This is a genomic window from Salmonella sp. 32100201201700099SM (assembly GCF_017572645.1).
GTDB classification, from domain to species: domain Bacteria; phylum Pseudomonadota; class Gammaproteobacteria; order Enterobacterales; family Enterobacteriaceae; genus Salmonella; species Salmonella enterica.
Genome location: NZ_JAGERQ010000001.1, coordinates 542,518 through 568,904 on the forward strand (window position 1 = coordinate 542,518; position 26,387 = coordinate 568,904).

At 52.4% G+C, this 26,387-nt stretch carries 24 protein-coding genes and 3 pseudogenes; 16 read left to right on the plus strand and 11 right to left on the minus strand.

The window, feature by feature from the left end; translation table 11 throughout:
• Window positions 1-13: 13 nt before the first annotated feature.
• Complete coding sequence (locus tag J4685_RS02770; RefSeq protein WP_000794378.1) at window positions 14-1,279, minus strand: DUF4427 domain-containing protein; 1,266 nt, start codon at window positions 1,277-1,279, stop codon at window positions 14-16.
• 524 nt (window positions 1,280-1,803) lie between these two features.
• On the opposite strand from J4685_RS02770, the pseudogene hyaA reads away from it, so the two are divergent.
• From hyaA to J4685_RS02810, 8 genes and pseudogenes are all read left to right on the plus strand, one after another.
• Window positions 1,804-2,881, plus strand: a pseudogene (hyaA, locus tag J4685_RS02775) (hydrogenase 1 small subunit).
• A gap of 5 nt (window positions 2,882-2,886) precedes the next feature.
• Window positions 2,887-3,057 (plus strand): annotated as a pseudogene (locus J4685_RS02780) (hydrogenase-1 operon protein HyaE); the annotation flags it as partial.
• A complete protein-coding gene (locus J4685_RS02785) occupies window positions 3,054-3,902 on the plus strand; it encodes a hydrogenase expression/formation protein (RefSeq protein ID WP_000063364.1) in 849 nt (282 codons plus the stop codon). The pseudogene J4685_RS02780 and the gene J4685_RS02785, both read left to right, overlap by 4 nt.
• A gap of 74 nt (window positions 3,903-3,976) precedes the next feature.
• Window positions 3,977-5,521, plus strand: coding sequence for a cytochrome bd-II oxidase subunit 1 (appC, locus tag J4685_RS02790; RefSeq protein WP_000263616.1), 1,545 nt, complete (start codon window positions 3,977-3,979; stop codon window positions 5,519-5,521).
• Window positions 5,522-5,532: 11 nt separating this feature from the next.
• A complete protein-coding gene (gene appB / locus J4685_RS02795; protein ID WP_000888112.1) occupies window positions 5,533-6,669 on the plus strand; it encodes a cytochrome d ubiquinol oxidase subunit II in 1,137 nt (378 codons plus the stop codon).
• Window positions 6,670-6,681: 12 nt separating this feature from the next.
• Window positions 6,682-6,771, plus strand: coding sequence for a cytochrome bd-II oxidase subunit CbdX (gene cbdX / locus J4685_RS02800; protein ID WP_000270301.1), 90 nt, complete (start codon window positions 6,682-6,684; stop codon window positions 6,769-6,771).
• Window positions 6,772-7,165: 394 nt separating this feature from the next.
• Window positions 7,166-8,440 carry a Glu/Leu/Phe/Val family dehydrogenase gene (locus J4685_RS02805; RefSeq protein WP_016505306.1) on the plus strand — a complete coding sequence of 425 codons (1,275 nt, stop codon included), beginning with the start codon at window positions 7,166-7,168 and terminating at the stop codon, window positions 8,438-8,440.
• 213 nt (window positions 8,441-8,653) lie between these two features.
• Window positions 8,654-10,366 (plus strand): alpha,alpha-trehalase, encoded by a 1,713-nt coding sequence (locus tag J4685_RS02810; protein ID WP_000612832.1) that lies wholly within the window; start codon window positions 8,654-8,656, stop codon window positions 10,364-10,366.
• 62 nt (window positions 10,367-10,428) lie between these two features.
• Here the strand turns inward: J4685_RS02810 and J4685_RS02815 are convergent, their stop codons facing one another.
• Window positions 10,429-10,683 carry a GlsB/YeaQ/YmgE family stress response membrane protein gene (locus tag J4685_RS02815; protein WP_000511323.1) on the minus strand — a complete coding sequence of 85 codons (255 nt, stop codon included), beginning with the start codon at window positions 10,681-10,683 and terminating at the stop codon, window positions 10,429-10,431.
• 168 nt (window positions 10,684-10,851) lie between these two features.
• On the opposite strand from J4685_RS02815, the pseudogene ycgR reads away from it, so the two are divergent.
• A pseudogene (gene ycgR / locus J4685_RS02820) lies at window positions 10,852-11,585 on the plus strand (flagellar brake protein YcgR).
• A gap of 13 nt (window positions 11,586-11,598) precedes the next feature.
• Here ycgR and emtA read toward each other — a convergent pair.
• Complete coding sequence (gene emtA / locus J4685_RS02825; protein WP_000776974.1) at window positions 11,599-12,210, minus strand: membrane-bound lytic murein transglycosylase EmtA; 612 nt, start codon at window positions 12,208-12,210, stop codon at window positions 11,599-11,601.
• A gap of 170 nt (window positions 12,211-12,380) precedes the next feature.
• On the opposite strand from emtA, the gene ldcA reads away from it, so the two are divergent.
• Entirely contained in the window at window positions 12,381-13,295 is a 915-nt protein-coding gene (gene ldcA, locus J4685_RS02830) for a muramoyltetrapeptide carboxypeptidase (protein ID WP_000051613.1), read from the plus strand.
• A 96-nt stretch (window positions 13,296-13,391) separates the two neighbouring features.
• Complete coding sequence (locus J4685_RS02835; protein WP_000338376.1) at window positions 13,392-15,125, plus strand: potassium/proton antiporter; 1,734 nt, start codon at window positions 13,392-13,394, stop codon at window positions 15,123-15,125.
• Between the two features lie 62 nt (window positions 15,126-15,187).
• Here the strand turns inward: J4685_RS02835 and dadX are convergent, their stop codons facing one another.
• Together dadX and J4685_RS02845 are read right to left on the minus strand one after the other, a co-directional pair.
• Complete coding sequence (dadX, locus tag J4685_RS02840) at window positions 15,188-16,258, minus strand: catabolic alanine racemase DadX (protein ID WP_000197903.1); 1,071 nt, start codon at window positions 16,256-16,258, stop codon at window positions 15,188-15,190.
• A gap of 13 nt (window positions 16,259-16,271) precedes the next feature.
• Window positions 16,272-17,570: a D-amino acid dehydrogenase gene (locus J4685_RS02845; protein ID WP_001266935.1), complete on the minus strand. Its 1,299-nt coding sequence runs from the start codon at window positions 17,568-17,570 to the stop codon at window positions 16,272-16,274.
• A 322-nt stretch (window positions 17,571-17,892) separates the two neighbouring features.
• Here J4685_RS02845 and J4685_RS02850 point away from each other — a divergent pair, with 322 nt between their 5' ends.
• Window positions 17,893-19,425: a SpoVR family protein gene (locus J4685_RS02850; protein ID WP_000190832.1), complete on the plus strand. Its 1,533-nt coding sequence runs from the start codon at window positions 17,893-17,895 to the stop codon at window positions 19,423-19,425.
• A 46-nt stretch (window positions 19,426-19,471) separates the two neighbouring features.
• On the opposite strand, the gene fadR is transcribed toward J4685_RS02850, so the two are convergent.
• Window positions 19,472-20,191 carry a fatty acid metabolism transcriptional regulator FadR gene (fadR, locus tag J4685_RS02855; RefSeq protein WP_000234826.1) on the minus strand — a complete coding sequence of 240 codons (720 nt, stop codon included), beginning with the start codon at window positions 20,189-20,191 and terminating at the stop codon, window positions 19,472-19,474.
• Between the two features lie 219 nt (window positions 20,192-20,410).
• Between fadR and nhaB the strand changes: the two genes are divergently transcribed.
• The 3 genes from nhaB to J4685_RS02870 all read left to right on the plus strand — a co-directional run bounded on the left by nhaB (window position 20,411) and on the right by J4685_RS02870 (window position 23,077).
• A complete protein-coding gene (gene nhaB, locus J4685_RS02860; RefSeq protein ID WP_000406445.1) occupies window positions 20,411-21,955 on the plus strand; it encodes a Na(+)/H(+) antiporter NhaB in 1,545 nt (514 codons plus the stop codon).
• Between the two features lie 141 nt (window positions 21,956-22,096).
• Window positions 22,097-22,627, plus strand: a complete 531-nt coding sequence (gene dsbB / locus J4685_RS02865) for a disulfide bond formation protein DsbB (RefSeq protein ID WP_000943475.1) — start codon at window positions 22,097-22,099, stop codon at window positions 22,625-22,627.
• Between the two features lie 108 nt (window positions 22,628-22,735).
• Complete coding sequence (locus J4685_RS02870; RefSeq protein ID WP_000018967.1) at window positions 22,736-23,077, plus strand: DUF1971 domain-containing protein; 342 nt, start codon at window positions 22,736-22,738, stop codon at window positions 23,075-23,077.
• Between the two features lie 71 nt (window positions 23,078-23,148).
• Here the strand turns inward: J4685_RS02870 and J4685_RS02875 are convergent, their stop codons facing one another.
• From J4685_RS02875 to J4685_RS02895, 5 genes are all read right to left on the minus strand, one after another.
• Window positions 23,149-23,322 (minus strand): GnsA/GnsB family addiction module toxin, encoded by a 174-nt coding sequence (locus tag J4685_RS02875; protein ID WP_001083583.1) that lies wholly within the window; start codon window positions 23,320-23,322, stop codon window positions 23,149-23,151.
• 192 nt (window positions 23,323-23,514) lie between these two features.
• Window positions 23,515-23,652: a hypothetical protein gene (locus J4685_RS02880; RefSeq protein ID WP_001519337.1), complete on the minus strand. Its 138-nt coding sequence runs from the start codon at window positions 23,650-23,652 to the stop codon at window positions 23,515-23,517.
• A gap of 351 nt (window positions 23,653-24,003) precedes the next feature.
• Window positions 24,004-24,450 (minus strand): YcgN family cysteine cluster protein, encoded by a 447-nt coding sequence (locus tag J4685_RS02885; protein WP_001285703.1) that lies wholly within the window; start codon window positions 24,448-24,450, stop codon window positions 24,004-24,006.
• 92 nt (window positions 24,451-24,542) lie between these two features.
• Window positions 24,543-25,202 carry a fumarylacetoacetate hydrolase family protein gene (locus tag J4685_RS02890; RefSeq protein ID WP_001519895.1) on the minus strand — a complete coding sequence of 220 codons (660 nt, stop codon included), beginning with the start codon at window positions 25,200-25,202 and terminating at the stop codon, window positions 24,543-24,545.
• Between the two features lie 49 nt (window positions 25,203-25,251).
• Window positions 25,252-25,545 (minus strand): YcgL domain-containing protein, encoded by a 294-nt coding sequence (locus tag J4685_RS02895; RefSeq protein ID WP_016504813.1) that lies wholly within the window; start codon window positions 25,543-25,545, stop codon window positions 25,252-25,254.
• Between the two features lie 125 nt (window positions 25,546-25,670).
• On the opposite strand from J4685_RS02895, the gene minC reads away from it, so the two are divergent.
• Window positions 25,671-26,378 carry a septum site-determining protein MinC gene (gene minC, locus J4685_RS02900; RefSeq protein ID WP_000072527.1) on the plus strand — a complete coding sequence of 236 codons (708 nt, stop codon included), beginning with the start codon at window positions 25,671-25,673 and terminating at the stop codon, window positions 26,376-26,378.
• Window positions 26,379-26,387: the final 9 nt, after the last annotated feature.

Below are 26,387 nucleotides of genomic sequence, written 5' to 3' on the forward strand. Positions count from 1 at the left end.
GTTTTTTTCTTAATTACCAGTCGACATTCACTGTATGATTATAAAAAGGATGCTGATCCTTTAGCGGCGTCTCATAACTTGGGATCGCATCATAATCATCTTTTCCCCGAACGGAATACCTTCCCGCTTCGATATCAAAACGATGTTTGAGCCATCCCGCAACATGACTTGCGAAAGCCTCTTTTCTTCTTAATGGCCAATCAACAGAAGCCAAATTAACATCTAATAAGTACCGCCCTTCTTTATTAACCTTGATCATTCCAGCCTGCAGTAACGCCCGTACCACCTGGGATTGGTTATCATGAATCCAGACCCAGGCATTTCCAAATTCCATTGCATAATTATCATTTAAAAAATCTTTTTTTGAATATAATTCACTTACATAATCATTGATAGAGTCAGCATAATTTTTTACTTTAGATGCAGATAAATCAAAAAAAGATTCAAATTCGAAAGTATTGTCATTAATATAGGACAGTAACGCACCCGGTTCCGAGAGCTGGGTCCATGATTGTAAACTCTCTACAGCTATAATGAATTTGAAAGTATTTCTTCCAATGACACCCCGGTCAATTAAAGTTAAAATATCGTGAGCTACGGTAGGGATATCTTCTGCAAACGGGACGATTATTCCCGCACCACTTATTTCGCTTGATCTAAAATCAAACCCTGGGGTACTTTCAATGTTTTCCGGAATACCATACTCTTTAATATGATTAAGGAATTTTTTAATATCGCCACGATATGGCCATCGCCATTCGCGTTCATGTGTCCAGTCAATCTTACCTGGAACATAAGTAACATATCTATATTGTTCAATCAGAGGAAGAGCCGTTTCATCAAGAATACGTTCCCCATATCTGCCTTGCGAGCATCGAGCATTGTTATGCTGATCCAACCCATATATGACTGGCCTTGCCCCATAATTAAACATTTGCTCTTTAGGTAAAACGATTGCATATAAACCAATATTTTCATTTCGTTCTAATCGGCGAACACCAGTTTCTAAATAAGCTGCAATCGGCATATCTGTAAAGCATACCACCGGGGAGTCACCATATACGGTTCGTTGTCCATTTCGGTATGACCAGGACGAGAAAATTTTATGACTGCGTAAAGATAATCTAAGTAAATATTTAGCATCAATGGAACATGCATGGTGCTGATTATTAAAACCACAGTGTTCAGGTAAATAAATATGGCTACCGGTCTCTAAATCAACGTCCCGAAAAAAATGAATCAAATAATCGGATAAGTCAAATCTGATGTTATTTTTCATGGGACGCCCTCTTTCAAACAGTCTCTTTTTTGCATTCCTTTAAAACCAGCACCATCATTTTATATAAAAATCATCACGAAGTATGCTTCTTTTAACGATGACATCAAATCCTCCCTCCTTTTGCATCAACTTACGTATCCCTGAAATGGCGAGACCAGGCTAAATCCACTTGAGGTTGCTCACTGAAAACCTCATCCCGGAACAAACTCAACCGCGCTTCCCCGCCACGGCCCTTTCGCCGAAAAACCGATAATGGGTATAAATATACCGCTATAAGCTATACCCACACACTTCACATTGTTTCTTATCGTTAATCCGATACGCTTTTTTCACATTATTTCTGGCGGTATACGTCGGTGCAAAGTGAATCGGGCTCGTTTCCGCGCTCGCGCGTAACACAATGATTTACCTTGCTGGCGGAACGTCAACGGACCCGCAAAAGCGCCTTATGCCCCTGGCGGAGCGTGGTGCAAAAAGGAGAAAAAATACGCGTTATGAATAACGAGGAGACCTTTTATCAAGCCATGCGTCGTAAGGGAGTGACCCGACGCAGCTTTCTCAAATTCTGTAGCCTTGCCGCCACATCGCTGGGACTGGGCGCCGGAATGACGCCAAAGATCGCCTGGGCGCTGGAGAATAAACCGCGGATTCCGGTGGTCTGGATTCATGGACTGGAATGCACCTGCTGTACCGAATCCTTTATCCGTTCCTCGCACCCGCTAGCCAAAGATGTGATCCTCTCGCTGATTTCCCTCGATTATGACGACACCCTGATGGCCGCCGCCGGCGCACAGGCCGAAGAAGTCTTTGACGATATTACCACTCGCTACGCCGGGAAATACATTCTGGCGGTGGAAGGCAATCCGCCGTTAGGAGAGCAAGGAATGTTCTGTATCAGCGGCGGCCGCCCGTTTATTGAAAGCCGCCGCGGGCGCCAGCGCTATTATCGCCTGGGGAAACTGCGCCTCCTGGGGTTGCGTCCAGGCCGCCCGCCCCAATCCGACCCAGGCAACGCCTATCGATAAAGTGATCACCGACAAGCCGATCGTGAAAGTCCCTGGATGTTCGCCAATCCCGGATGTCATGAGCGCCATTATCACCTATATGGTGACGTTTGATCGTCTGCCGGAACTCGATCGCATGGGCCGTCCACTGATGTTCTATGGTCAGCGTATCCACGATAAATGCTACCGTCGCGCCCATTTTGACGCCGGTGAATTTGTCGAGAGCTGGGATGATGACGCCGCCCGCAAGGGATACTGCCTGTACAAGATGGGCTGTAAAGGGCCAACCACCTATAACGCCTGCTCCTCCACACGCTGGAATGACGGCGTCTCCTTTCCTATCCAGTCCGGTCACGGATGTCTGGGATGTTCAGAAAATGGTTTCTGGGATCGCGGCTCGTTTTATAGCCGCGTGGTGGATATTCCCCAGATGGGTACCCATTCAACCGCCGATACGGTGGGGCTGACCGCGCTGGGCGTGGTCGCGGCGGGCGTTGGCGGTCACGCTATCGCCAGCGCACTCAACCAACGTAAACGCCACAAACAACAGTTAGCGCAAGCCGAACAACAGCCGGACAATGAGGATAAACAGGCATGAGTAACCAGTATCAAACCCAGGGTGATCGCTTTAATGTACGTCGGTTTCCGGCGACGTTGGTTTTTACAGACGGCGAGCTACGCGGCGCGCTCAGCGGCATTCATCCCTGGGCTGAACTGCTCACGCTGATGCGTTCGATGGTTGACACTCCCGCAGCGCAGGAGACAGCACAATGAGCAACGCCTTTTTTCATCTGCTGGGGCCAGGCACGCAGCCTGATGACGCCAGTTTCTCGATGAATCCCCTACCGCTCACCTGTCAGGTCAATGGCGACCCAAGTATGGCGGCGCTGGAACACTGCGCTCACAGCCCGGCGGTGATGGCATTGTTGACCGATCTGCGAGGTCAGCTTGCCCGGCGCATCCCGGAAGTCGGCGACGTGCTGGGATGGGAGTTATCTCCCCTGAATGCCGATGATCTCTCATTCCTCAATACGCTATTGGGCGAAGGCGAAGTCTCGGTACGCATTCAGCATCCGGACGGGAGTGAAAGCGAGATCCAGGAGACCATCTTCTGCGGCCTGTGGCGGGTACGCCATCTGCATAACCGACGTCTGCTGACGGATCGTCTGGAAGCGGGTAGCGCGCCCCTGGCATTGTGGCAAGCGGCGACTGCCGATACGCTGCCTGACGACGCTCTGCTGCCTCCGCCTGTCGCTGGCCTGATGAATGGACTGCCGCTGGCCCATGAGTTATTGGCGCACGTACGCGATCCGGCGTCGCAACCTCACAGCATCAATTTGACCCAACTGCCGCTCAACGAGGCCGATCGCCTTTTTCTGGCGCGTTTATGCGGACACGGGAATATTCAGATTCGCATCTCCGGGTATGGTGAAAGTCAAATCAACGCCACAGCATTGCGCCATCTCTGGCATGTGCGCTGTCTGGACGCGCTTAAAGGGCCGTTACTCGATAGCTATGAGATTTGTCCTTTGCCGGAGCTGGTACTGGCGGCCCCGGAAGATCTGGCCGATTCGCGCCAGCGCCTGGATGAAGTCTGCCGATGGCTGGAGACGCGCTAACGCTCTCAACAGGAACGTAACCGGTGTCCGGTACTGATTAGCTTTTTACTCTCTTTCTGCCTACAGGAGTTAGCATGTGGGATGTCATTGACTTATCGCGCTGGCAGTTTGCGCTGACCGCGCTGTATCACTTTTTATTTGTTCCTCTTACGCTTGGGCTGATTTTTTTGCTGGCCGTCATGGAGACGATCTATGTGGTGACGGGGAAAACCGTCTACCGCGATATGACGCGTTTCTGGGGCAAGCTCTTCGGGATCAATTTTGCTCTCGGTGTGGCTACCGGCCTGACCATGGAGTTTCAGTTCGGGACTAACTGGTCGCTCTATTCCAACTATGTGGGCGATATTTTCGGCGCGCCGCTGGCGATGGAAGCGTTACTGGCCTTCTTTCTCGAATCCACTTTTGTCGGCCTGTTCTTTTTCGGCTGGCAGCGGCTGAATAAATACCAACACCTGCTGGTCACCTGGCTGGTGGCCTTCGGCTCCAATATTTCAGCATTATGGATTCTGAATGCCAATGGCTGGATGCAGTATCCTACCGGCGCTCATTTCAACATCGATACGTTACGGATGGAAATGAGCAGCTTCAGCGATCTGGTCTTTAACCCGGTGAGCCAGGTGAAATTCGTCCATACCGTCATGTCCGGTTATGTCACCGGCGCCATGTTTATTATGTCCATCAGCGCCTGGTATCTGCTACGTGGCCGCGAGCGTGAGGTGGCCTTGCGCTCGTTTGCTATCGGCTCAGTATTCGGCACCCTGGCCATTCTGGGAACCCTACAACTGGGGGACAGTTCGGCCTACGAGGTCGCCCAAATTCAGCCGGTGAAACTGGCGGCGATGGAAGGCGAATGGCAAACCGAACCCGCGCCCGCGCCGTTTCATCTGATTGCCTGGCCGCAGCAGGAACAGGAGCGTAATGCATTTGCCGTGAAGATCCCTGCTCTGCTGGGTATTCTGGCCACCCATTCGCTGGATACGCCGGTTCCGGGGTTAAAAAACCTAATGGACGACACTCTGCCGCGCCTGAAGCGTGGCCGGGAGGCCTGGCTACTCATGCAGGAGATAGCGCAAGGCAATCGCTCGCCGCAGGTACTGAATGCGTTTCACACCGTTGAGGGCGATCTGGGGTACGGCATTCTGCTGGCGAAATATGCCCCGGATATGAACCATGTGACGCCGGAGCAGTATCGTGCGGCCCAGCGTGGCGCTATTCCTCAGGTGGCGCCGGTGTTCTGGAGTTTCCGTATTATGGTCGGCTGCGGTTCGCTGCTGTTAGTGGTGATGTTGATTGCGTTGATACAGACGCTGCGAATGCGTATCGACCAGCATCGCTGGGTATTGCGTATGACGCTGTGGAGCCTGCCGTTACCGTGGATTGCCATTGAAGCCGGTTGGTTTATGACGGAGTTTGGCCGTCAGCCCTGGGCGATTCAGGACATTCTGCCGACCTGGTACGCTCACTCCGCGCTGACGCCGGGCCAGTTGGCCTTCTCAATGGGGCTTATCCTCGGACTTTACACCCTGTTTTTAATCGCGGAAGTCTATCTGATGCAGAAGTACGCGCGTCTTGGGCCGAGCGCCATGCAACATCAACAACAAGCGCAACAACAGGGATAAAGGAGACAATCATGTTGGATTATGAAACGTTGCGGTTCATTTGGTGGCTGCTGATCGGCGTCATCCTGGTGGCATTTATGGTAACTGACGGGTTTGATATGGGTGTCGGTTGCCTGCTCCCGCTGATAGCGCGCAACGATGACGAACGCCGGGTGTTGATCAATAGCGTCGGCGCCCACTGGGAAGGAAACCAGGTATGGTTGATTCTCGCGGGCGGGGCATTATTCGCCGCCTGGCCACGGGTCTATGCCGCCGCGTTTTCCGGTTTTTATGTGGCGATGATCCTGGTGCTGTGTGCCCTCTTCTTTCGCCCGCTGGCCTTTGATTATCGGGGTAAAATCGCCAATGCCCGCTGGCGCGCGCTGTGGGATACCGGTCTGGTTATCGGCAGCCTGGTGCCCCCCGTTGTATTCGGCATCGCGTTCGGCAACCTGTTTTTAGGCGTGCCGTTTGCCTTCACGCCGCAGCTTCATGTTGACTATTTTGGCACCTTCTGGCAGTTACTCTCGCCCTTTGCCCTACTGTGTGGATTATTGAGTCTGTCGTTGGTGATTATGCAAGGAGGCGTCTGGTTACAGTTGAAAACGGAGGGCGTTATTCGTCAACGGGCTCTGTCGGCCACCCGCCACAGCGCGCTGCTGATCGTGATCTGCTTCCTGCTGGCCGGTTACTGGCTGTGGGCCGGCGTTGATGGCTTTGTCTTACTCACGCAGGATGCCAACGGCCCTTCCAATCCGCTCTTAAAAGGCGTGGCGATACTCCCTGGCGCATGGGTGAACCACTTTATACGCTCGCCGCTACTGCTCATCATCCCGTTGCTCGGTATGATCCTGCCGATTCTGGCTTTCTATGCCTGCCTTCGCGGTCAGACTATTCGTGGATTTCTGTTCGCTTCCCTGACCCAGGCCTGCGTCATCTTTACCGCCGGCATAACGCTATTTCCTTTTGTGATGCCGTCGAGTGTTAGTCCTCTCTCCAGCCTGACGGTGTGGGACAGCACCTCCAGCCGGATGACGCTCGAAATCATGCTGGTGATTGTGCTGATTTTTCTGCCGATCGTACTGCTCTATACGCTGTGGAGCTATTACAAAATGTTGGGGCGTATCAACCTGGAGACCCTCCGCCGCAACGATCATGAACTTTATTAGGGAGCGGGAGCGATGTGGTATTTACTGTGGTTTGTCGGCATTCTGCTGATGTGCTCACTGTCGACGCTGGCGCTGGTATGGCTTGAGTCGCGTCAACAATAAAGAGGTAAACCGGGGCCAGCGCCGTCTGACTCCGGTTATTTTTATCTTTTTACGCGCCTGGCGAAGACGTTTCCCCGCCGACAGGACGACATAACATTGATACATGTCGTTATCATAATGTTTACTTTTAGAGGTGCGTCATAATTATGACAAATAGCCACCTTGCACATATTTCGCATATTTAAGCAATTACTTGCATAATTAGCGATACATCTCCTCTTATAGCGGATAATTAACCACTTACCATCCAAAATCATAACGAAAATCCAACTGCCTGCCATTTTTGATCTGAGTTAATTGTTTAAAAAAGTGTTAAATTTATCGCTACATGGTGTGATCTACTATGTACCACGGTCAATTAAAGAACATATTACTTTTATCACTAAGGTTTATCATGGATAAGTTATCTTACGCTTCAGATAGCAGCACATCTGCCTGGAATACCTACCTGCAACAAATCGAGCGTGTGGCCCCTTATCTGGGCGAGTTATCCCCCTGGGTGGATACTCTGCGCCACCCAAAACGCGCTCTGATCGTCGATATTCCGGTACAAATGGATGATGGCACTATTCGTCATTTCGAAGGATATCGCGTGCAGCACAACCTCTCCCGAGGTCCGGGTAAAGGCAGTGTTCGCTACCATCCTGACGTTGATCTCAATGAAGTGATGGCCCTGTCAGCATGGATGACCATCAAATGTGCCGCGCTGAACCTGCCATACGGCGGCGCTAAAGGCGGTATCCGCGTCGATCCGTTCTCGCTGTCGGAAGGTGAACTGGAGCATTTGACCCGCCGCTATACCAGCGAGATCGGCATTATCATCGGGCCGCAGAAAGATATTCCTGCGCCGGATGTCGGCACCAACGGTAAAGTGATGGCCTGGATGATGGATACGTATTCCATGAATCATGGCACGACGATCACTGGCGTCGTCACCGGTAAGCCTATCCATCTTGGCGGTTCGCTGGGTCGTGAAAAAGCGACGGGGCGCGGCGTTTTCGTCAGCGGGCTGGAAGCCGCGCGTCGGGCGAATATCGCCGTTGAAGGCGCTCGCGTTGCGGTTCAGGGTTTTGGTAACGTCGGCAGCGAAGCCGCGCGTCTGTTTGCAGGCGCTGGCGCCCGTGTCGTGGCGATTCAGGATCATACCGCGACCCTGTTTAACGCCACCGGTATTGACATGAAGGCGCTCACGGCATGGCAGACAGAACACAAACAGATAGCCGGTTTCCCGGGCGCGGAAACTATCGCCAGCGATGCGTTCTGGCGTCTGGAGATGGATATTCTGATCCCGGCGGCGCTTGAAGGTCAGATAACTCGTCAGCGCGCGGAAGCCCTGACGTGTAAGCTGGTGCTGGAAGGGGCTAACGGCCCGACCTATCCGGATGCTGATGATGTTCTGGCCAGCCGTGGTATCCTTGTGGTGCCTGATGTGGTCTGTAACGCAGGCGGCGTAACCGTCAGCTACTTCGAATGGGTACAAGATATGGCCAGCTTCTTCTGGAGCGAAGAAGAGATCAACGCGCGCATGGACAAAATCATGACCGACGCGATCGTCCATGTCTGGGAGAAAGCGGCTGAGAAATCCTGTTCTCTGCGCACCGCAGCCTATATTGTCGCCTGTGAGCGCATTCTGTTGGCCCGTAAAGATCGCGGTATCTATCCGGGTTAAGGCTACAAGTCATTGCGCTAAAATCCACGTCCCGGCGTGGATTTTTTGTCTGTATACCCCGTTTTCCACGCGCGCGCCGATAAATTCTGTCTCAATAAAATGTCTGTTTGTTCGCAAAATAGCGGTTCAATCACGCGTATCTGGTCATCGTAGACTAAGGTTTTGTCATGGTAAATGCCGTTGGCTTTGGCTCACCGCTAAGGAGATAACTTGATGATACCCCCAGAGATTCGCCGTTCTGTTCTACTGCAGAAAGCCATAAAACTGGCGCTGGCAGGGACGCTGCTGACGTTTGCATCGTTTTCGGCGACTGCCGCAGACCCGTCTTCCGACACTGAAACTCCGCAGCCGCCGGATATTTTGCTTGGCCCGCTCTTTAATGATGTCCAGAATGCAAAACTCTTCCCCGATCAGAAAACCTTTGCTGACGCCATACCTAATAGCGATCCGCTCATGATTCTTGCGGATTATCGTATGCAGCGGAACCAGTCCGGCTTCGATTTACGTCATTTTGTTGATGTTAACTTCACCCTGCCGAAAGCGGGTGAAAAATATGTCCCGCCTGCCGGGCAGTCATTGCGTGAACATATTGATGGCCTGTGGCCGGTGCTGACCCGTTCAACTAAAAACGTCGAAAAGTGGGACTCGCTCTTGCCGTTGCCTGAATCCTATGTCGTACCGGGTGGGCGATTCAGAGAGATTTACTACTGGGACAGCTACTTTACGATGCTGGGGCTGGCAGAAAGCGGGCACTGGGATAAGGTGGCGGATATGGTGGCGAACTTTGGTTACGAAATTGACGCCTGGGGGCATATTCCCAACGGCAACCGTACCTACTACCTGAGTCGTTCGCAGCCGCCTTTCTTTGCGTTTATGGTTGAGTTACTGGCGCAACATGAAGGTGACGATGCGCTGAAAGAATACCTGCCGCAACTGCAAAAAGAGTACGCCTACTGGATGGAGGGCGTTGAGACATTGCAGCCAGGGCAACAAAACCAACGCGTCGTCAAACTGGAGGACGGCAGCGTTCTCAACCGCTACTGGGACGATCGGGATACGCCCCGCCCTGAATCCTGGGTTGAAGATATCGCTACCGCCAAAAGCAACCCCAACCGCCCGGCAACGGAGATCTATCGAGACCTCCGATCTGCCGCCGCCTCCGGCTGGGATTTCAGTTCCCGCTGGATGGATAATCCGCAGCAGCTCAGTACCATCCGTACCACCACGATTGTCCCTGTCGATCTTAACGCTCTGCTGTATCAGCTGGAGAAAACCCTCGCGCGCGCCAGCGCTGCGGCGGGCGATCGGGCCAAAGCCTCGCAATATGACGCGCTGGCCAACGCGCGGCAAAAAGCCATTGAAATGCATCTGTGGAATAACAAAGAGGGTTGGTATGCCGACTACGATCTGCAGAACAATAAAATCCGTGACCAACTCACCGCTGCCGCGCTGTTCCCGCTCTATGTAAACGCCGCCGCGAAAGATCGCGCCGTGAAAGTGGCGGCGGCGGCCCAGGCGCATCTGCTACAGCCTGGCGGGCTGGCTACCACCTCGGTTAAAAGCGGACAGCAGTGGGATGCGCCAAACGGCTGGGCGCCGTTACAATGGGTCGCTGCCGAAGGATTGCAAAATTATGGGCAGGATGACGTGGCAATGGAAGTCACCTGGCGCTTTTTAACCAATGTGCAGCACACCTACGATCGCGAGAAAAAACTGGTCGAAAAATATGATGTCAGCAGTACCGGAACCGGCGGTGGCGGCGGCGAATATCCCCTTCAGGACGGCTTTGGCTGGACCAACGGCGTGACGCTGAAAATGCTCGATCTGATTTGTCCGCAGGAAAAACCGTGCGATAGCGTACCGTCTACTCGTCCGGCATCGTTAAGCGCAACGCCGACAAAAACGCCGTCTGCAGCGACGCAGTAACGCGTGTTTATAGTAGGTTGACCCGGCGCTGACCGAGTCAACGCTTACACGTTCTGCAGCGGTTAGCCGCGTCGCAGAAGGCGGAAAATCACCAGCACCACAATCGCGCCCACCACGGCGACCAGGAAACTGTGCAGATTAAAGCCACTGATACTGCCGCCAATACCAAACATCGTCGCCAGCCATCCGCCAACGACCGCCCCGACGATACCGAGAATACAGGTCAGGATAAATCCCCCGCCATCGCGCCCCGGCATAAGCAATTTGGCGATAACGCCGGCAATCAAACCAAAAACAATCCAGGCGATAATTCCCATTTGCGAACCCTCTTTCCAGTAAAAACGTTTTAAGTATAGGCAAAGTCGAGCGTCGCATTTCTGAACACTGATTTATCTCGCGGACATAAAAATTTATTTATCGCTATTAAGTTCTTTCTACTGATGCCGATAACCCAACGATAGTCTGCGTATCAGGGGTTATTTCGTGTGAGTGGTTACAATGAGCAGTTCCTGAAAAAAATCCATTAGCGATATTAGGCGTGCTACGGGATTTAAATAAAAATCAGGTTCCACTGCGTATTTCATGGGCGCATGGTCAATTCATTAGTAAAATTTTGGCGGTAGCCCCGGAAAAACTCATCGTGGATTACGGCAGCCAGGAATATGAAAATAGCGCCGTATTACGCGCCGGGCAGGTAGCCATTATCGCAGAAACACAAGGCGCAAAAGTCGAGTTTACGTTGCCGCAACTCGTTACAGGTGAATATCAGCGGCTGCCGGCCTTTATCACGCCCCTGCCGTCATCACTGTGGTTTGTCCAGCGCCGGGAGTATTTTCGCATTGGCGCGCCGCTGTATCCGCCTTATTACGGCGTCACCACGCTACCGGACACCCGTACGTTACGTTTTCGCCTGTTTGATCTTTCCCTGAGCGGCATGGGCGCGCTACTGGAATCCGCCATCCCCGACGGACTAATCGAAGGCGCACGCTTTTCGCAGGTTGAACTGAACATGGGGCCATGGGGGATTCTTCACGTTGACGCCCAGCTTCTCGCCATCAGCGAGCGTAAGGTGATTGATGGGAAAAATGAAACGATCACCACTCCCCGCCTGAGCTTTCGTTTCCTTAACGTTAGCCCGGCGGTGGAGCGGGAGTTGCAGCGGATTATTTTTTCGCTTGAGCGCGACGCCCGAGAAAGAGCGAATAAAGTGCGAGAATAATCTTCACGCTAAACTACATGGCGTCCAGCGCCTGCTGAAGCTTCCAGATATAGCGCGGCGCCTGCGGCGCGGGATGATTATCAACAACATGTTCAAAAAACTCGTCAGCATCCAGATCGTTAATTTTTTCTATCGCCTTCTTCCTGTCGGATGAAAAAGTACGCAATAACGCGCCTGCGCCGTTAGCATAAGAGACGACCAGCGCATATTGCATCACCTGCGGATCTTTGATGCCGGCCAGCGGCCCATTTTCCAGAATGCTCAGATACGCCGCGCCCATTGAGATGTTACGCTCAGGGTTTTTCAGCTCGCTGGTGGTCGGTTCGCCACGCCAGCCCATACGACGGTAAACGTCGCGCCCGGAGGTCGACGCCTTTAACTGCATCAGGCCAATCGCATTGGACTTACTGACCGCGTTAGGGTTGCCGCCGGATTCAATGGCGATAATCGCGGTGATTAAATGTGGATCAACCCCCCATGCCGCCCCGGCTTTTTCACTGATGGGCATCCACTGCATCGCACGCTTTACAGGCACTTCGGCATTCCACGGTGGATTCCTGTAATCCTGTTTTGAGCTACAGCCAGCCAGTATTACTACCAAAAAAGCAAACCATCTTAATTTCACGTCATCTATCCTTATAGCCGTAACTTATCTGCCGAAGAGGTCATACCGCCCCGGCCAGGTACTTAGGTTGCCTCCCTGGTGCGCATCCAGAAACGTCGCACAACGAGGGACATCGCCTAATATATGCGGCATGATATACATTTGCATTCTATTGTCAGCAAGGAATTACCATGTCTCTGTTTCATTTAATCGCCCCCTCGGGCTACTGTATTAACCAACAGGCCGCGTTACGCGGCGTTCAGCGCCTGACTGACGCGGGTCATCAGGTGGAGAATGACGAGGTGATTCGTCGCCGCTATCAGCGTTTTGCCGGTACGGACGCGGAACGGCTGGCCGATGTTAATTCGCTGGCCTCGCTAACTTCGCCGGATACGATCGTCATGCCGGTTCGCGGCGGCTATGGCGCCAGCCGCTTGCTGGATCGTATCGACTGGCAGGCGCTCGCCTCCCGGCAACAGCGCGATCCCTTACTGATTTGCGGTCATAGCGATTTTACGGCGATTCAGGCTGGACTCCTGGCGCAGGCCAATGTCATCACCTTTAGCGGTCCTATGCTGGCGGCAAATTTTGGCGCCGAAACGCTGAATACGTTCACCGAGCAACATTTCTGGCTGGCGCTACGCAAGGCGCAATTTACCGTAGAGTGGCAAGGCGACGGCCCTCAGTGCGACGTACAAGGCACCTTATGGGGCGGAAATCTGGCGATGTTGATTTCCCTTATCGGTACGCCCTGGATGCCGACTATCGATAAAGGAATTTTAGTGCTGGAAGATGTCAATGAGCATCCTTTCCGGGTGGAGCGTATGCTTTTGCAACTGGAGTACGCCGGAATTTTAAACCGCCAGAGCGCCATCGTTCTCGGCAGCTTTAGCGGCGCGGCGCCCAACGAGTATGACGCCGGCTATTCTCTGGAGAGCGTCTACGCGTTTTTACGTTCCCGTCTGTCCGTTCCGCTGATTACCGGTCTCGACTTCGGGCATGAACAGCGTACGGTAACGCTCCCTATCGGGGCAAACGCGACGCTTAAAAATACGCGCCAGGGGACTCAACTCACTTTATCTGGTCATCCTACGCTGCAATTGTAAAAAAAGTCCCCGACAGGCTAAGTAAAACGCTGCCCTGGCCGTTATTATGTTAATGTTAAATAATACGAAGTCGTGTGAGTCAGGAGATATAAAACGTTGGATGCTGCAACAATTATTAGTCTATTTATTTTAGGTTCCATCCTTGTAACCAGCAGTATCCTGTTAAGTTCATTCTCATCGCGACTGGGTATCCCGATTCTGGTCATTTTCCTCGCCATTGGGATGTTAGCGGGTGTGGATGGCATTGGCGGTATTCCTTTCGATAATTATCCTTTCGCTTATATGGTCAGTAACCTGGCGCTGGCGATTATTTTACTCGATGGCGGCATGCGCACCCAGGCCAGCTCTTTCCGGGTAGCGCTGGGCCCCGCGCTGTCGCTGGCGACGCTCGGCGTACTAATCACGTCGGGGTTAACAGGTATGATGGCCGCCTGGCTGTTTCATCTGGATCTTATCGAAGGTCTGCTCATTGGCGCGATAGTCGGTTCCACTGACGCCGCAGCGGTCTTTTCTCTGCTTGGCGGCAAAGGGCTAAACGAACGTGTAGGCTCCACGCTGGAGATCGAATCGGGAAGTAACGATCCGATGGCCGTTTTTCTGACCATTACATTAATTGAGATGATCCAGAAACACGAAACCGGTCTGGACTGGATGTTTGCCGTCCATATTATCCAGCAGTTCGGTCTCGGTATTGTTTTTGGCCTGGGCGGCGGTTACCTGCTACAGCAGATGATCAACCGTATTTCTCTGCCCAGCGGCCTGTATCCGATGCTGGCGCTCAGCGGCGGTATTCTGATTTTTGCCTTGACGACCGCGCTTGAAGGCAGCGGCATTCTCGCGGTCTATCTGTGCGGATTCCTGTTAGGAAACCGCCCGATTCGCAACCGTTACGGCATCCTGCAAAACTTTGACGGACTAGCCTGGCTGGCGCAGATCGCGATGTTCCTGGTCCTGGGGCTGCTGGTGACGCCTTCCGATCTGTGGCCGATTGCCGTCCCTGCGCTTATTCTCTCTATCTGGATGATTTTCTTCGCCCGCCCATTGTCGGTGTTTACCGGCCTGCTGCCATTTCGCGGCTTCAATCTTCGGGAGCGCATTTTCATCAGTTGGGTCGGACTGCGCGGCGCGGTGCCGATTATTCTCGCCGTTTTCCCGATGATGGCCGGGCTTGAAAACGCTCGCCTGTTCTTTAATGTCGCTTTCTTTGTGGTACTGGTGTCGCTGCTCCTGCAGGGAACATCGCTGTCATGGGCGGCGAAGAGAGCTAAAGTGGTCGTGCCTCCGGTTGGCTGGCCAGTATCGCGCGTGGGGCTTGACATCCATCCTGATAATCCGTGGGAGCAATTCATCTATCAGTTGAGCGCCGACAAATGGTGCGTCGGCGCGGCGTTGCGCGACCTGCATATGCCGAACGAAACCCGCATTGCCGCGCTATTTCGCAATAATGAACTGTTTCACCCCACGGGTAGCACTCGCCTGCAGGAAGGCGACGTACTCTGCGTGATTGGCCGGGAGCGCGATCTGCCAGCGCTGGGCAAATTGTTTAGCCAGTCGCCGCCGGTTTCGTTAGATCAGCGTTTCTTTGGCGATTTTATCCTCGAAGCGAATGCGAAATTCGCCGACGTGGCGCTTATCTACGGGCTGGAAGAAGGAACGGAATACCGGGATAAACAACAAACTCTGGGTGAAATCATACAGCAGCTGCTGGGCGCTGCGCCGGTCGTCGGCGATCAGGTAGAGTTTGGCGGCATGATTTGGACAGTAGCTGAAAAAGAAGATAACGTGGTACGCAAGATTGGGGTACGCGTCGCCGAAGACGAAGCAGAATAAGGTCGCCTGACAACGTCGACCCGCCCCCAGGTGGACCAGTCGACGCCTTAGCCTGCATTATGTTACGTTGTCACAAACGGCACGCGCGGCGCTACGGCGCACAGTAGCTCATAGCCCAGCGTGCCTGCCGCAGAAGCGACATCATCGACCTTAATTTCTTTGCCCCATAATTCAACCGGCGTGCCGATTCCCGCCTGCGGACACGGCGTCAAATCCACCGCCAGCATATCCATTGAAACGGTGCCTACTGTTCTGGTACGGATACCGTCCACCAGCACAGGCGTCCCGGTCGGCGCATGGCGTGGATAGCCATCGGCATAACCCGCCGCGACGATGCCAATGCGTTGTTCCTGAGTCACAGAATACCCTCCGCCATAGCCTACCCTTTCACCCGCACTCAGCGTCTGCACGCCAATAATTTCGCTACTCAGCGTCATCACAGGTTTTAGTCCGGTATCGGCAATATCCCGCCACTGTCCTGACGGCGACGCGCCGTACAAAATAATGCCCGGCCTGACCCAGTCATAATGCGCCTGGGGATGCCACAGCGTCGCTGCCGAATTTGATAACGAGTATGCACACTGAAGACCTTCCGTCGCCAGCGCAATACGCCTCATCGCCTCCCCGATACCTTCCGGATGATCGGCCTGAGCAAAATGTGACATCAGGGTCATTTCACCGACATTGCGCATTGCCCGCAATTGCTGCCAGACGGTCTGCGCCCGCTCAGGCTGAAAACCGAGTCGGTTCATACCGCTGTTGACTTTGACATAGATATCCAGCGGCGCGTTAAGCCGCGCATTTTGCAGCGCTTTCAACTGCCAGTTACTGTGGATGCAGGTGGTCAGCCGATAAGTGTCATACGCCTCCAGGTCTTGCGCATGGAAAAACCCCTCCAGCATCAATATCGGCCCTTTCCACCCGCGCTCACGCAGGGTAATCGCCTCTTCAAGGTTGAGCATAGCGAAACCATCTGTGGCGCCCAGCGCGCTCCAGACGCGTTCAATACCGTGGCCGTAGGCGTTGGCTTTCACTACCGACCAGACGCGCGCCTCCGGGGCCGCCCGGCGCACAATAGCCAAATTTTGTTTCATTACCTGTAAATCAAGGCTGGCCTGTATAGGGCGGGTCATTTCACTTCCTTTATCAGTTATGCGCGCTATGCAAACGTTGCGGGCGGGTGGGCGTAAAATCGGAACGGTATCGCGCCACGCTCAGATCGTCGTAGGGTATCGCTGGCGTACGACCCGACAAGATATCGCTTAACAACTGGCCTGAACCGCAGGCCATCGTCCAGCCTAAGGTGCCGTGTCCAGTATTAAGCCACAGATTTTTATAACGGGTGCGTCCTACTACCGGCGTGCCGTCCGGCGTCATGGGGCGCAGGCCGGTCCAGAATGTGGCCTGCTCAATATGACCGCCGCGCGGAAAAAGATCGCGCACAACCATCTCCAGCGTCTCGCGGCGCGGTTGCAGTAAGTCGGTATTAAAGCCCACGATTTCCGCCATTCCCCCCACGCGAATACGCTTATCAAAACGCGTAATAGCGATTTTGTAGGTTTCATCAAGAATCGTCGATACCGGCGCGCCGTCTGGCTCGACGATTGGGATGGTTAATGAATAGCCTTTCAGCGGATACACCGGGATATCAACGATGCCTTTAAGCATCGCCGTCGAATACGATCCAAACGCCATGACATACGCATCTGCTTTAATGATCTCATCGGCGCATTTCACGCCGTAAATCTGATCATTTTCGTACAGTAATTTTTCCACGGGAGTATTAAAGCGAAAGGTTACGCCCGCCTGCTCCGCCATGCGCGCCAGACGCTGGGTAAAGAGCTGACAGTCCCCGGTTTCATCATTCGGTAAGCGCAGCCCGCCGGTTAATTTATGCGCAACCTCAGCCAGAGCGGGTTCAACTTCCGCCAGTCGGCTGGCTTCCAGGAGCTGATACGGCACCCCGGCATCTTCCAGCACGGCGATATCACGGGTGGCGTTCTCATACTGTTGCGCGGTGCGGAAGAGTTGTAGCGTTCCCCCCTGGCGGCCTTCATATTCGATACCGGTCGCGGCGCGTAGCGTTTTCAGGCAGTCGCGACTATATTCCGCCAGACGCACCATGCGGCCTTTATTTTCCATATAATGCCGGGTATCGCAGTTACGCAGCATTTGCCACATCCACTTCAGTTGAAACGGGGTGCCATCCAGACGCACCGCCAGCGGCGCATGGCGCTGGAACATCCATTTTATCGCCTTCAGCGGTACGCCAGGGGCCGCCCAGGGTGCCGCATATCCCGGTGAAATTTGTCCGGCATTCGCCGCGCTGGTTTCTTGCGCCGGGCCGGATTCGCGATCGATGACGGTGACATCATGCCCCGCCTGACTCAAGTACCAGGCGCTGGTCACGCCAACTACGCCACTCCCCAGGATGACAACTCGCATAGCCACTCCGTTAATAGTAAAAGAACAATCTTCTGATTACATCTTGATAACCCAGATGAAAATATTATTCAGCATATGACTTTTTTATGGTGACGTGCTTCACATATACCCTAAAGACAAGCGATCCCACTGGTTTGGGATCTCCTGCTACGCGGCATGGCTATACAGCATAAAATGATGCCAATACCCGTTTTTTTGCCGTTCAGAGTGGAGGAAATCGCAAAGAAAAGTTTTCACGATCAAGTCGTTTTTTAACATGGTGTTCTATGCTTGAAAGGAGGCGCTCCATACAGAGAGCGTCGCCAACAATGAGGGTGCGCGAATGGCAACGATTGATTCCATGAACAAGGACACCACACGTTTGAGCGATGGCCCCGACTGGACATTTGATCTGCTGGATGTCTATCTGGCAGAGATAGACCGCGTGGCGAAACTCTACCAACTGGATACTTACCCGCACCAAATTGAAGTCATCACTTCCGAACAGATGATGGACGCCTACTCCAGCGTCGGGATGCCGATCAACTATCCGCACTGGTCGTTTGGCAAAAAGTTCATTGAGACGGAACGTCTGTATAAGCATGGTCAACAAGGACTGGCTTATGAAATTGTGATCAACTCTAATCCCTGCATTGCCTACCTGATGGAAGAGAACACCATCACCATGCAGGCGCTGGTCATGGCGCACGCCTGTTACGGCCACAACTCCTTTTTTAAAAATAATTATCTCTTCCGGAGCTGGACGGATGCCAGCTCTATCGTCGATTACCTGATTTTCGCCCGGAATTACATTACCCGCTGTGAAGAACGCTACGGAGTGGATGAAGTAGAAAAACTGCTCGACTCCTGCCACGCGCTGATGAATTACGGCGTCGATCGCTATAAGCGCCCGCAGAAAATCTCGTTGCAGGAAGAGAAAGCGCGACAAAAAAGCCGGGAAGAGTATCTACAAAGCCAGGTGAATATGCTGTGGCGCACGCTGCCAAAACGCGAGGAAGAAAAAACTGTCGCCGAAGCACGCCGCTTTCCTGCTGAACCGCAGGAAAACCTGCTCTATTTTATGGAGAAAAACGCCCCGTTGCTCGAGCCGTGGCAGCGCGAAATTCTGCGCATCGTGCGTAAAGTCAGCCAGTATTTTTATCCGCAGAAACAGACGCAGGTCATGAACGAGGGCTGGGCGACCTTCTGGCACTACACCATCCTGAACCATCTGTATGATGAAGGCAAAGTGACGGAACGCTTTATGCTGGAGTTTTTACACAGCCATACCAATGTCGTATTTCAGCCGCCCTATAATAGCCCCTGGTATAGCGGAATTAACCCCTATGCGCTCGGCTTTGCCATGTTCCAGGATATCAAACGTATTTGTCAGTCGCCCACGGATGAAGATAAATACTGGTTTCCGGATATTGCCGGTTCCGACTGGCTGGAAACGCTGCACTTCGCCATGCGCGATTTTAAAGATGAAAGCTTTATCAGTCAGTTCCTGTCGCCAAAAGTGATGCGTGATTTCCGTTTCTTCACGGTACTTGATGATGACAGGCATAATTATCTGGAGATCTCCGCCATTCATAACGAAGAAGGTTATCGGGAGATTCGATCAAAACTGTCGTCACAGTATAACCTGAGCAACCTGGAGCCGAATATTCAGGTCTGGAATGTGGATTTACGCGGCGACAGATCGCTGACGTTGCGTTATATCCCGCATAACCGCGCGCCGCTGGATAAAGGCCGCAAAGAGGTGCTGAAACATGTGCATCGGTTATGGGGCTTTGATGTGATGCTGGAGCAACAAAATGAGGATGGCAGCGTAGAACTGCTGGAGCGTTGTCCGCCGCGCATGAACACGCTGTAATCGAGATGCTGCCCGGTAGTGTTTGCGTCTACCGGGCATCGCGGGATTATCGTCCCTGAATCGCTAAATCGCCGGGCAGATTTTTCTGCATCCGATGCCAAATCTCGCCGCTGTCATGCCCATAACGCCGCACCGTTTCATACACCTGGTCGTGCGCGCCCTGCTCGCATAACGACGATAATTTATGATAGAAACCCAGTGCCAGACTGCGCGCTTCCGGATTGGCGAAATAGTGGCGACCAATGCGGGTGTATAACCCTTTCATGCCGTTCAGGATCAAGCCGTAAATAGGATTGCCGGAGGCAAATGCCAGACCACGAAAGATGTTATAGTCCAGATCGGCGAATGCATCGGCATGGTCGGCCACTTCGTGGGCAGTGGCCAGCACTTCCTGCGCCTTATCCGGGTGTTGACGCAATGCGGTACGAATAAAGATAGTAGAAATATTGGTACGCACCGACAACAAATTGTCGATCAGTTGCGGAACGCTTTCATGATCAAGGCGGGCCAGCGTTTCAAGGATATTCAGCCCTGACGTTTCCCAAAAATTATTAACCTTTGTCGGTTTGCCATGCTGAATGGTCAGCCAGCCATCTCGCGCCAGCCGCTGTAACACCTCGCGTAATGTCGTGCGCGTCACGCCGATCAGTTCGGAGAGTTCTCGTTCTGCCGGTAAGATCGTGCCAGGAGGAAAGCGGTTATTCCAGATACTTTCAATAATATACTCTTCCGCGAAACCCGCCGGGCTCTGCGCCTTAATGACCATAGTGAGATTTCCATTACACAGCAAAACATAGTTGTACTCATCATACCAGACGGGCGTAACACCTGATAGCGGACGCAATGAAGAAAAAGGGGATCAAGGCACCATTTCTGATATCGCCTGCCAATATCGTTAAGGACTTGCTTGCATTCGTCGCGCTCGCTACTCTCTGTGTTTAAACATAAAAACGCTATTTCATTTTTCTAGGTAAGGAAAAATTTCATGGAGATCTCATGGGGTCGCGCCATGTGGCGCAACTTTTTAGGCCAGTCGCCCGACTGGTACAAACTGGCACTACTTGTCTTTTTAATTGTTAACCCATTCATTTTCTTAGCTAATCCCTTTGTTGCTGGTTGGCTGCTGGTGGCAGAGTTTATCTTCACTCTGGCGATGGCGTTAAAGTGTTACCCCCTGCTGCCCGGCGGGTTACTGGCCATTGAAGCCGTTATCATCGGCATGACCAGCGCCGCCCATGTACGTGAAGAGGTTGCCGCCAACCTGGAAGTCTTGCTGCTGCTGATGTTTATGGTGGCAGGCATCTACTTTATGAAGCAGTTATTGCTGTTTATTTTTACCCGTCTGTTACTCAGTATCCGCTCGAAGATGGTTCTGTCGCTGGCCTTTTGCGTCGCCGCCGCGTTCTTGTCGGCTTTCCTTGACGCGCTTACCGTCGTTGCGGTGGTGATCAGCGTCGCCGTCGGTTTTTACGGGATTTACCATCGTGTGGCCTCATCGCGCGGCGAAGAGAACGATATGCTGGACGACAGCCATATCGATCCGCATTACAAAACGGTGCTGGAGCAATTCCGCGGATTCTTGCGTAGTCTGATGATGCATGCAGGCGTGGGGACGGCGCTGGGCGGCGTCATGACCATGGTCGGGGAGCCGCAAAACCTGATCATCGCTAAAGCGGCTGGCTGGCATTTCGGCGACTTCTTTTTGCGGATGTCGCCTGTCACCGTCCCGGTACTGGTATGTGGACTGTTAACCTGTATGCTGGTCGAGAAAATGCGCTGGTTTGGCTATGGCGAAACGTTGCCCGAAAAAGTCCGCGACGTCTTGCAGCAATTCGACGATCAAAGCCGTAAGAAGCGCACCCGCCAGGATAAAATTAAACTAATAGTCCAGGCGGTTATTGGCGTCTGGCTGGTTACCGCCCTCGCCCTCCATCTCGCGGAGGTGGGACTGATTGGTCTGTCGGTCATTATTCTGGCCACCGCGTTAACGGGTGTCACCGATGAACACGCCATCGGCAAAGCGTTTACCGAGTCGCTGCCGTTTACTGCGCTGTTAACCGTTTTCTTCTCCATTGTGGCGGTTATTATCGATCAACATCTTTTCGCGCCGATTATTCAGTTCGTCTTGCAAGCCTCTGAACACGCGCAGCTAACGCTGTTCTATCTCTTTAACGGCCTGTTGTCCTCCATCTCAGATAACGTCTTTGTCGGCACCATTTATATCAACGAAGCGAAGGCGGCAATGGAAAACGGCGCTATCAGCTTAAAACAGTTTGAGCTGTTAGCTGTGGCCATCAATACCGGTACTAACCTGCCATCGGTAGCGACGCCAAATGGTCAGGCGGCATTCTTATTCCTGCTGACCTCCGCGCTGGCGCCGTTAATCCGTCTCTCCTATGGCCGTATGGTCTGGATGGCGTTACCGTACACTATCGTACTGACCCTGATAGGGCTACTGTGCGTCGAATTCGCTCTTGCGCCGGCCACCGAATGGATGACTCAGGCAGGATGGTTAGCAACGCTTTCGTAACGTTTGGCCGGGCAATACACCGCCCGGCTCCGATTTTTGCCTGATAATTATCCAATTACACATTATTTCATTTCCCGCTAGTGGCGCACGAATTGAATTGGTTTACACTGCGGTCTCTACGCATGTTGCAGGGAAATTATTATGTTGCGATTTTTAAACCAGTGCTCACGGGGTCGGGGCGCATGGTTACTGATGGCGTTTACCGCCCTGGCGCTGGAAATGGTGGCGCTGTGGTTCCAGCACGTCATGTTACTTAAACCTTGCGTGCTATGTATTTACGAACGTTGCGCCCTGTTTGGCGTGATGGGCGCGGGTCTGGTCGGCGCAATAGCGCCGAAAACGCCGCTGCGATACGTGGCAATGGTTATCTGGATTTACAGCGCCTGGCGGGGTCTACAACTGGCGTATGAACATACGATGATTCAGTTGCATCCCTCGCCGTTCATGACCTGTGACTTTATGGCGCGCTTTCCAGACTGGTTGCCGTTGGGTAAATGGCTACCGCAGGTGTTTGTGGCATCCGGTGATTGCGCCGAGCGCCAGTGGTCGTTTTTAACGCTGGAGATGCCGCAATGGCTGTTGGGGATCTTTGCCGCTTATCTTGTAGTGGCGATAGCCGTCGTCATAGCCCAGGCATTTAAGCCTAAAAAACGCGACCTGTTCGGTCGTTGATACACACGCTCCTTCGGGAGCGTTTTTTTTGCCCGAAGCGTTGTTTGCCAGTGATTAAAAGGTGTATATTAAATACATCTTTTAATCACCACATCAGGGAGATGTCTTATGTCCCACTTACGCATCCCGGCAAACTGGAAAGTTAAACGCTCTACCCCCTTTTTCACCAAAGAAAATGTTCCGGCGGCACTGCTCTCTCATCACAACACAGCGGCAGGCGTTTTCGGACAACTCTGCGTGATGGAAGGCACCGTGACCTACTATGGCTTTGCGAATGAAACCGCGACAGAACCAGAAGTGAAAGTGGTAATTAATGCCGGGCAATTCGCCACCAGTCCGCCGCAATACTGGCATCGGGTAGAGCTGAGCGATGATGCGCGGTTCAACATCCATTTTTGGGTAGAGGAAGACCATCAGGGCGAGGAAATGTATCAACAGAAAAAAGCCTGACATCGGTAAACCAGTCACCACTGGGCGGCGTCCCGCCCAGTAGCCAGGTGATTAATGGCGCTAATTAAACGCTAGAGTAGTTTAATTTTAACGTGGTATCCCTCAAGCCCTTTCATCGTTTCTCGCGGCACGAACTCTATTTCGGAAACCTCTTGCCCGGTTTTCTTCCGTAGTTCGGCGACCTTTTTGCTAATGAGTGCCGCGATTTCCTCTTCCGCTTTATGTGTCAACTCTTCGCTGTTCATTGATTTCCTCCTTTGAACTCGCAAACGGCTAAGCGCAATAAGACAGTGTCGTCATGGACGCGCTACTATTTTAACGTACAAAAAATTATAGGCTATCTTTCTGAGAGTTATCAGGATGTTTCACTTTGAAAGATGCAAAAAAACCGCCTGGCACAGACGGTGCATCAGGCGGTTGGTTAATAGCACAAGACGCTATCTACGAGGATCTTCAACCTCATTCTGGGTATCCGGGTCGAGAGGATCGTCTCCCTCTGGCGTATCCGGAATATTTTCACCAGGAAGCGGCTCATCCTCTGGTAATGGATCGACTAAATCAGGACGTTCAGACATAAAGCCTCCAACGAACCATAGTTATTAAAGATACCCTACAGCACTACTTTTGGTTTTTCTTTGGATTTTTTCCTTCGTCTTCGGGTGTCTTATCAGGCTTCCTGGGCTGATCCTTTGAAACGCGCAACGGTTGGTTATTCATGGGGTAACTCCTCAGGATAGGCAGCGATATACTGCTTTGAAAGTATAGAGTCGCCGCCATACGTGCGCGAGCGCAGCGACAAGGCGCGTCAGGGAAGAAGAGAAGGCGGTGATAACGCCAGGTGACGGAATTTGCACGCAATTCCTGGTTGCAGGGGTCGCCCGGCGTAAATTAAAGAATTGTAAACAATCAGCCGTTTTGCCGAAGACTTATTCTGCCCACGACGGTTTATTTAAAATATGATCCTGCCAGTCCCGTACTTCAGATTCTTTAACCGCGATATGACGGACAGAAATTCGCTCGCCATGCATAGCGGCTTTCGATCCAGTCAGCAGCGGATGCCACGTCGGCAAGGGCTTACCTTCCGCCAACAAACGGTAGGCGCAGGTCATCGGCAACCATTCAAAGTCTGGCAAGTTTTCGCGAGTGAGTTTGATACAGTCGGGTTCAAATTCAAAACGGCGTTCATAATGACGGCACTGGCACGTTTTGATATTTAATTGCCTGCACGCCACGTTGGTGAAGTAGATTTCATCTGTATCTTCATCCATCAGCTTATGCAGGCAGCATTGACCACAGCCATCGCACAGCGACTCCCACTCGGCATCGGTCATTTCATCCAGGGTTTTACGTTGCCAGAAAGGTGTATCGCTCATTAAAGTATCCGCCATTGCACTAAAGCTGCGCCTTATAACCAGTCTGGCCTGCAGATGCAAGTTTTACCGCCGCTGAAGGCGGCAAGCAGATTTTACAGAACGCGGGTAGACAACGTTTCGCCATTAAAACGAATGTCCAGCTCATCGCCGCTTAATAATGGCCCCACGCCTGCCGGCGTGCCGGTTAGCACCACGTCCCCGGCTTTGAGCGTAAAATAGCGGCTCATATAGGCGATAAGGGGCACAATAGGATGAATCATATCCGCGGTCGACCCTTGCTGGCGAACCTCGCCATTAACGTTAAGTCCGATAACCGTATTTTGCGGATCGCCGCAGAAGGCCGCGACAGGGATGAAGCCTGAAATCGGACATGCGTTATCAAAACCTTTGGCTTTTTCCCAGGGCTGTCCGGCCTTTTTCATTTTCCCTTGAATATCGCGCAGGGTTAAATCAAGCGCCACGCCATAACCGGCTATCGCTTTACGTACATGATCTTCGGTCGCCTGGCGGAGCGTTGCGCCAATCAGCACGGCAAGCTCAACTTCATGATGAACAGCGCCCATATCCGCCGGAATCGCCAGCGGCTGGCGAATATCACACAATGCGGTTTCCGGCTTGATAAAAAGCACGGGTTCTTCCGGCGTCGCGCTGCCCATCTCCTTGATGTGATTTGCGTAATTACTGCCCACGCAGACCACTTTACTTACCGGGTAATCAAGCAAGGCACCTTGCCAGTTACGATGTTGATACATATTTTCCCCTAAGATCATGATGGAATTCAGGCGCGGCGCCGAATACCGTTTAACGGTCAGCGGGCGACGTATTTTGTCCCACCGAAGAAAGATGTTGTTTCAGCAAATCTTCCGGCGGCGGCGGCAATTGTAAATAATAGCCCTGCTCGCTTAACGCCTGTTTTACTTTTTCGAGCTCGGCATTGACTAATTTTTTACGTCCATCAAGCGGCAGCATCATCGCTAACTGCGGCTGACCGAATCCTTTCATCAACGCTTCAGGCACCTGCGAAAAATCGTCTTTTTTTTCGACATACAAATAGGTTTGATCGCGCTTGCTACTTCTATAGATCACACAAAACATACTTTTACTCTGAATTAACGGGATGGTGACTTGCCTCAATATAATACTGACTATAACATGCCTTCTGGACTTCGGAATATCACTCCGTATCGGAGATGATAAATAGCAAATTGAGTAAGGCCAGGATGTCAAACACGCCAATCGAGCTTAAAGGCAGTAGCTTCACCTTATCAGTGGTTCATTTGCATGAAGCGGAACCAGAGGTTATTCGTCAGGCGTTAGAAGACAAAATAGCGCAGGCTCCTGCGTTTTTAAAACACGCCCCTGTCGTTATTAACGTTAGCGGTCTTGAAAGCCCGGTAAACTGGCCGGAACTGCATAAGATCGTGACCTCAACCGGCTTACGCATTATCGGCGTGAGCGGCTGTAAAGACGCCAGCCTGAAAGTAGAAATCGATCGGATGGGTCTTCCTTTACTGACTGAAGGTAAAGAGAAAGCGGTTCGGCCTGCGCCCGTTGAGCCGGCAACGCCCAGCGAACCGCCGCAAAACGCTAATCCCATCACAAAAACGCGATTAATTGATGTTCCGGTTCGTTCCGGTCAGCGCATTTATGCTCCACAATGTGATCTGATTGTTACAAGTCACGTCAGCGCTGGCGCAGAGCTTATCGCTGACGGCAATATCCATGTCTATGGCATGATGAGAGGTCGCGCGCTGGCAGGGGCGAGCGGCGATCGGGAAGCGCAAATTTTTTGTACCCATCTGACGGCAGAACTGGTCTCTATCGCAGGTGTTTACTGGCTGAGTGATAAAATCCCGGCAGAATTTTATGGCAAAGCGGCGCGCCTGCGTTTAGCAGACAACGCTTTGACAGTTCAACCGTTGAATTGATCCCTTTTT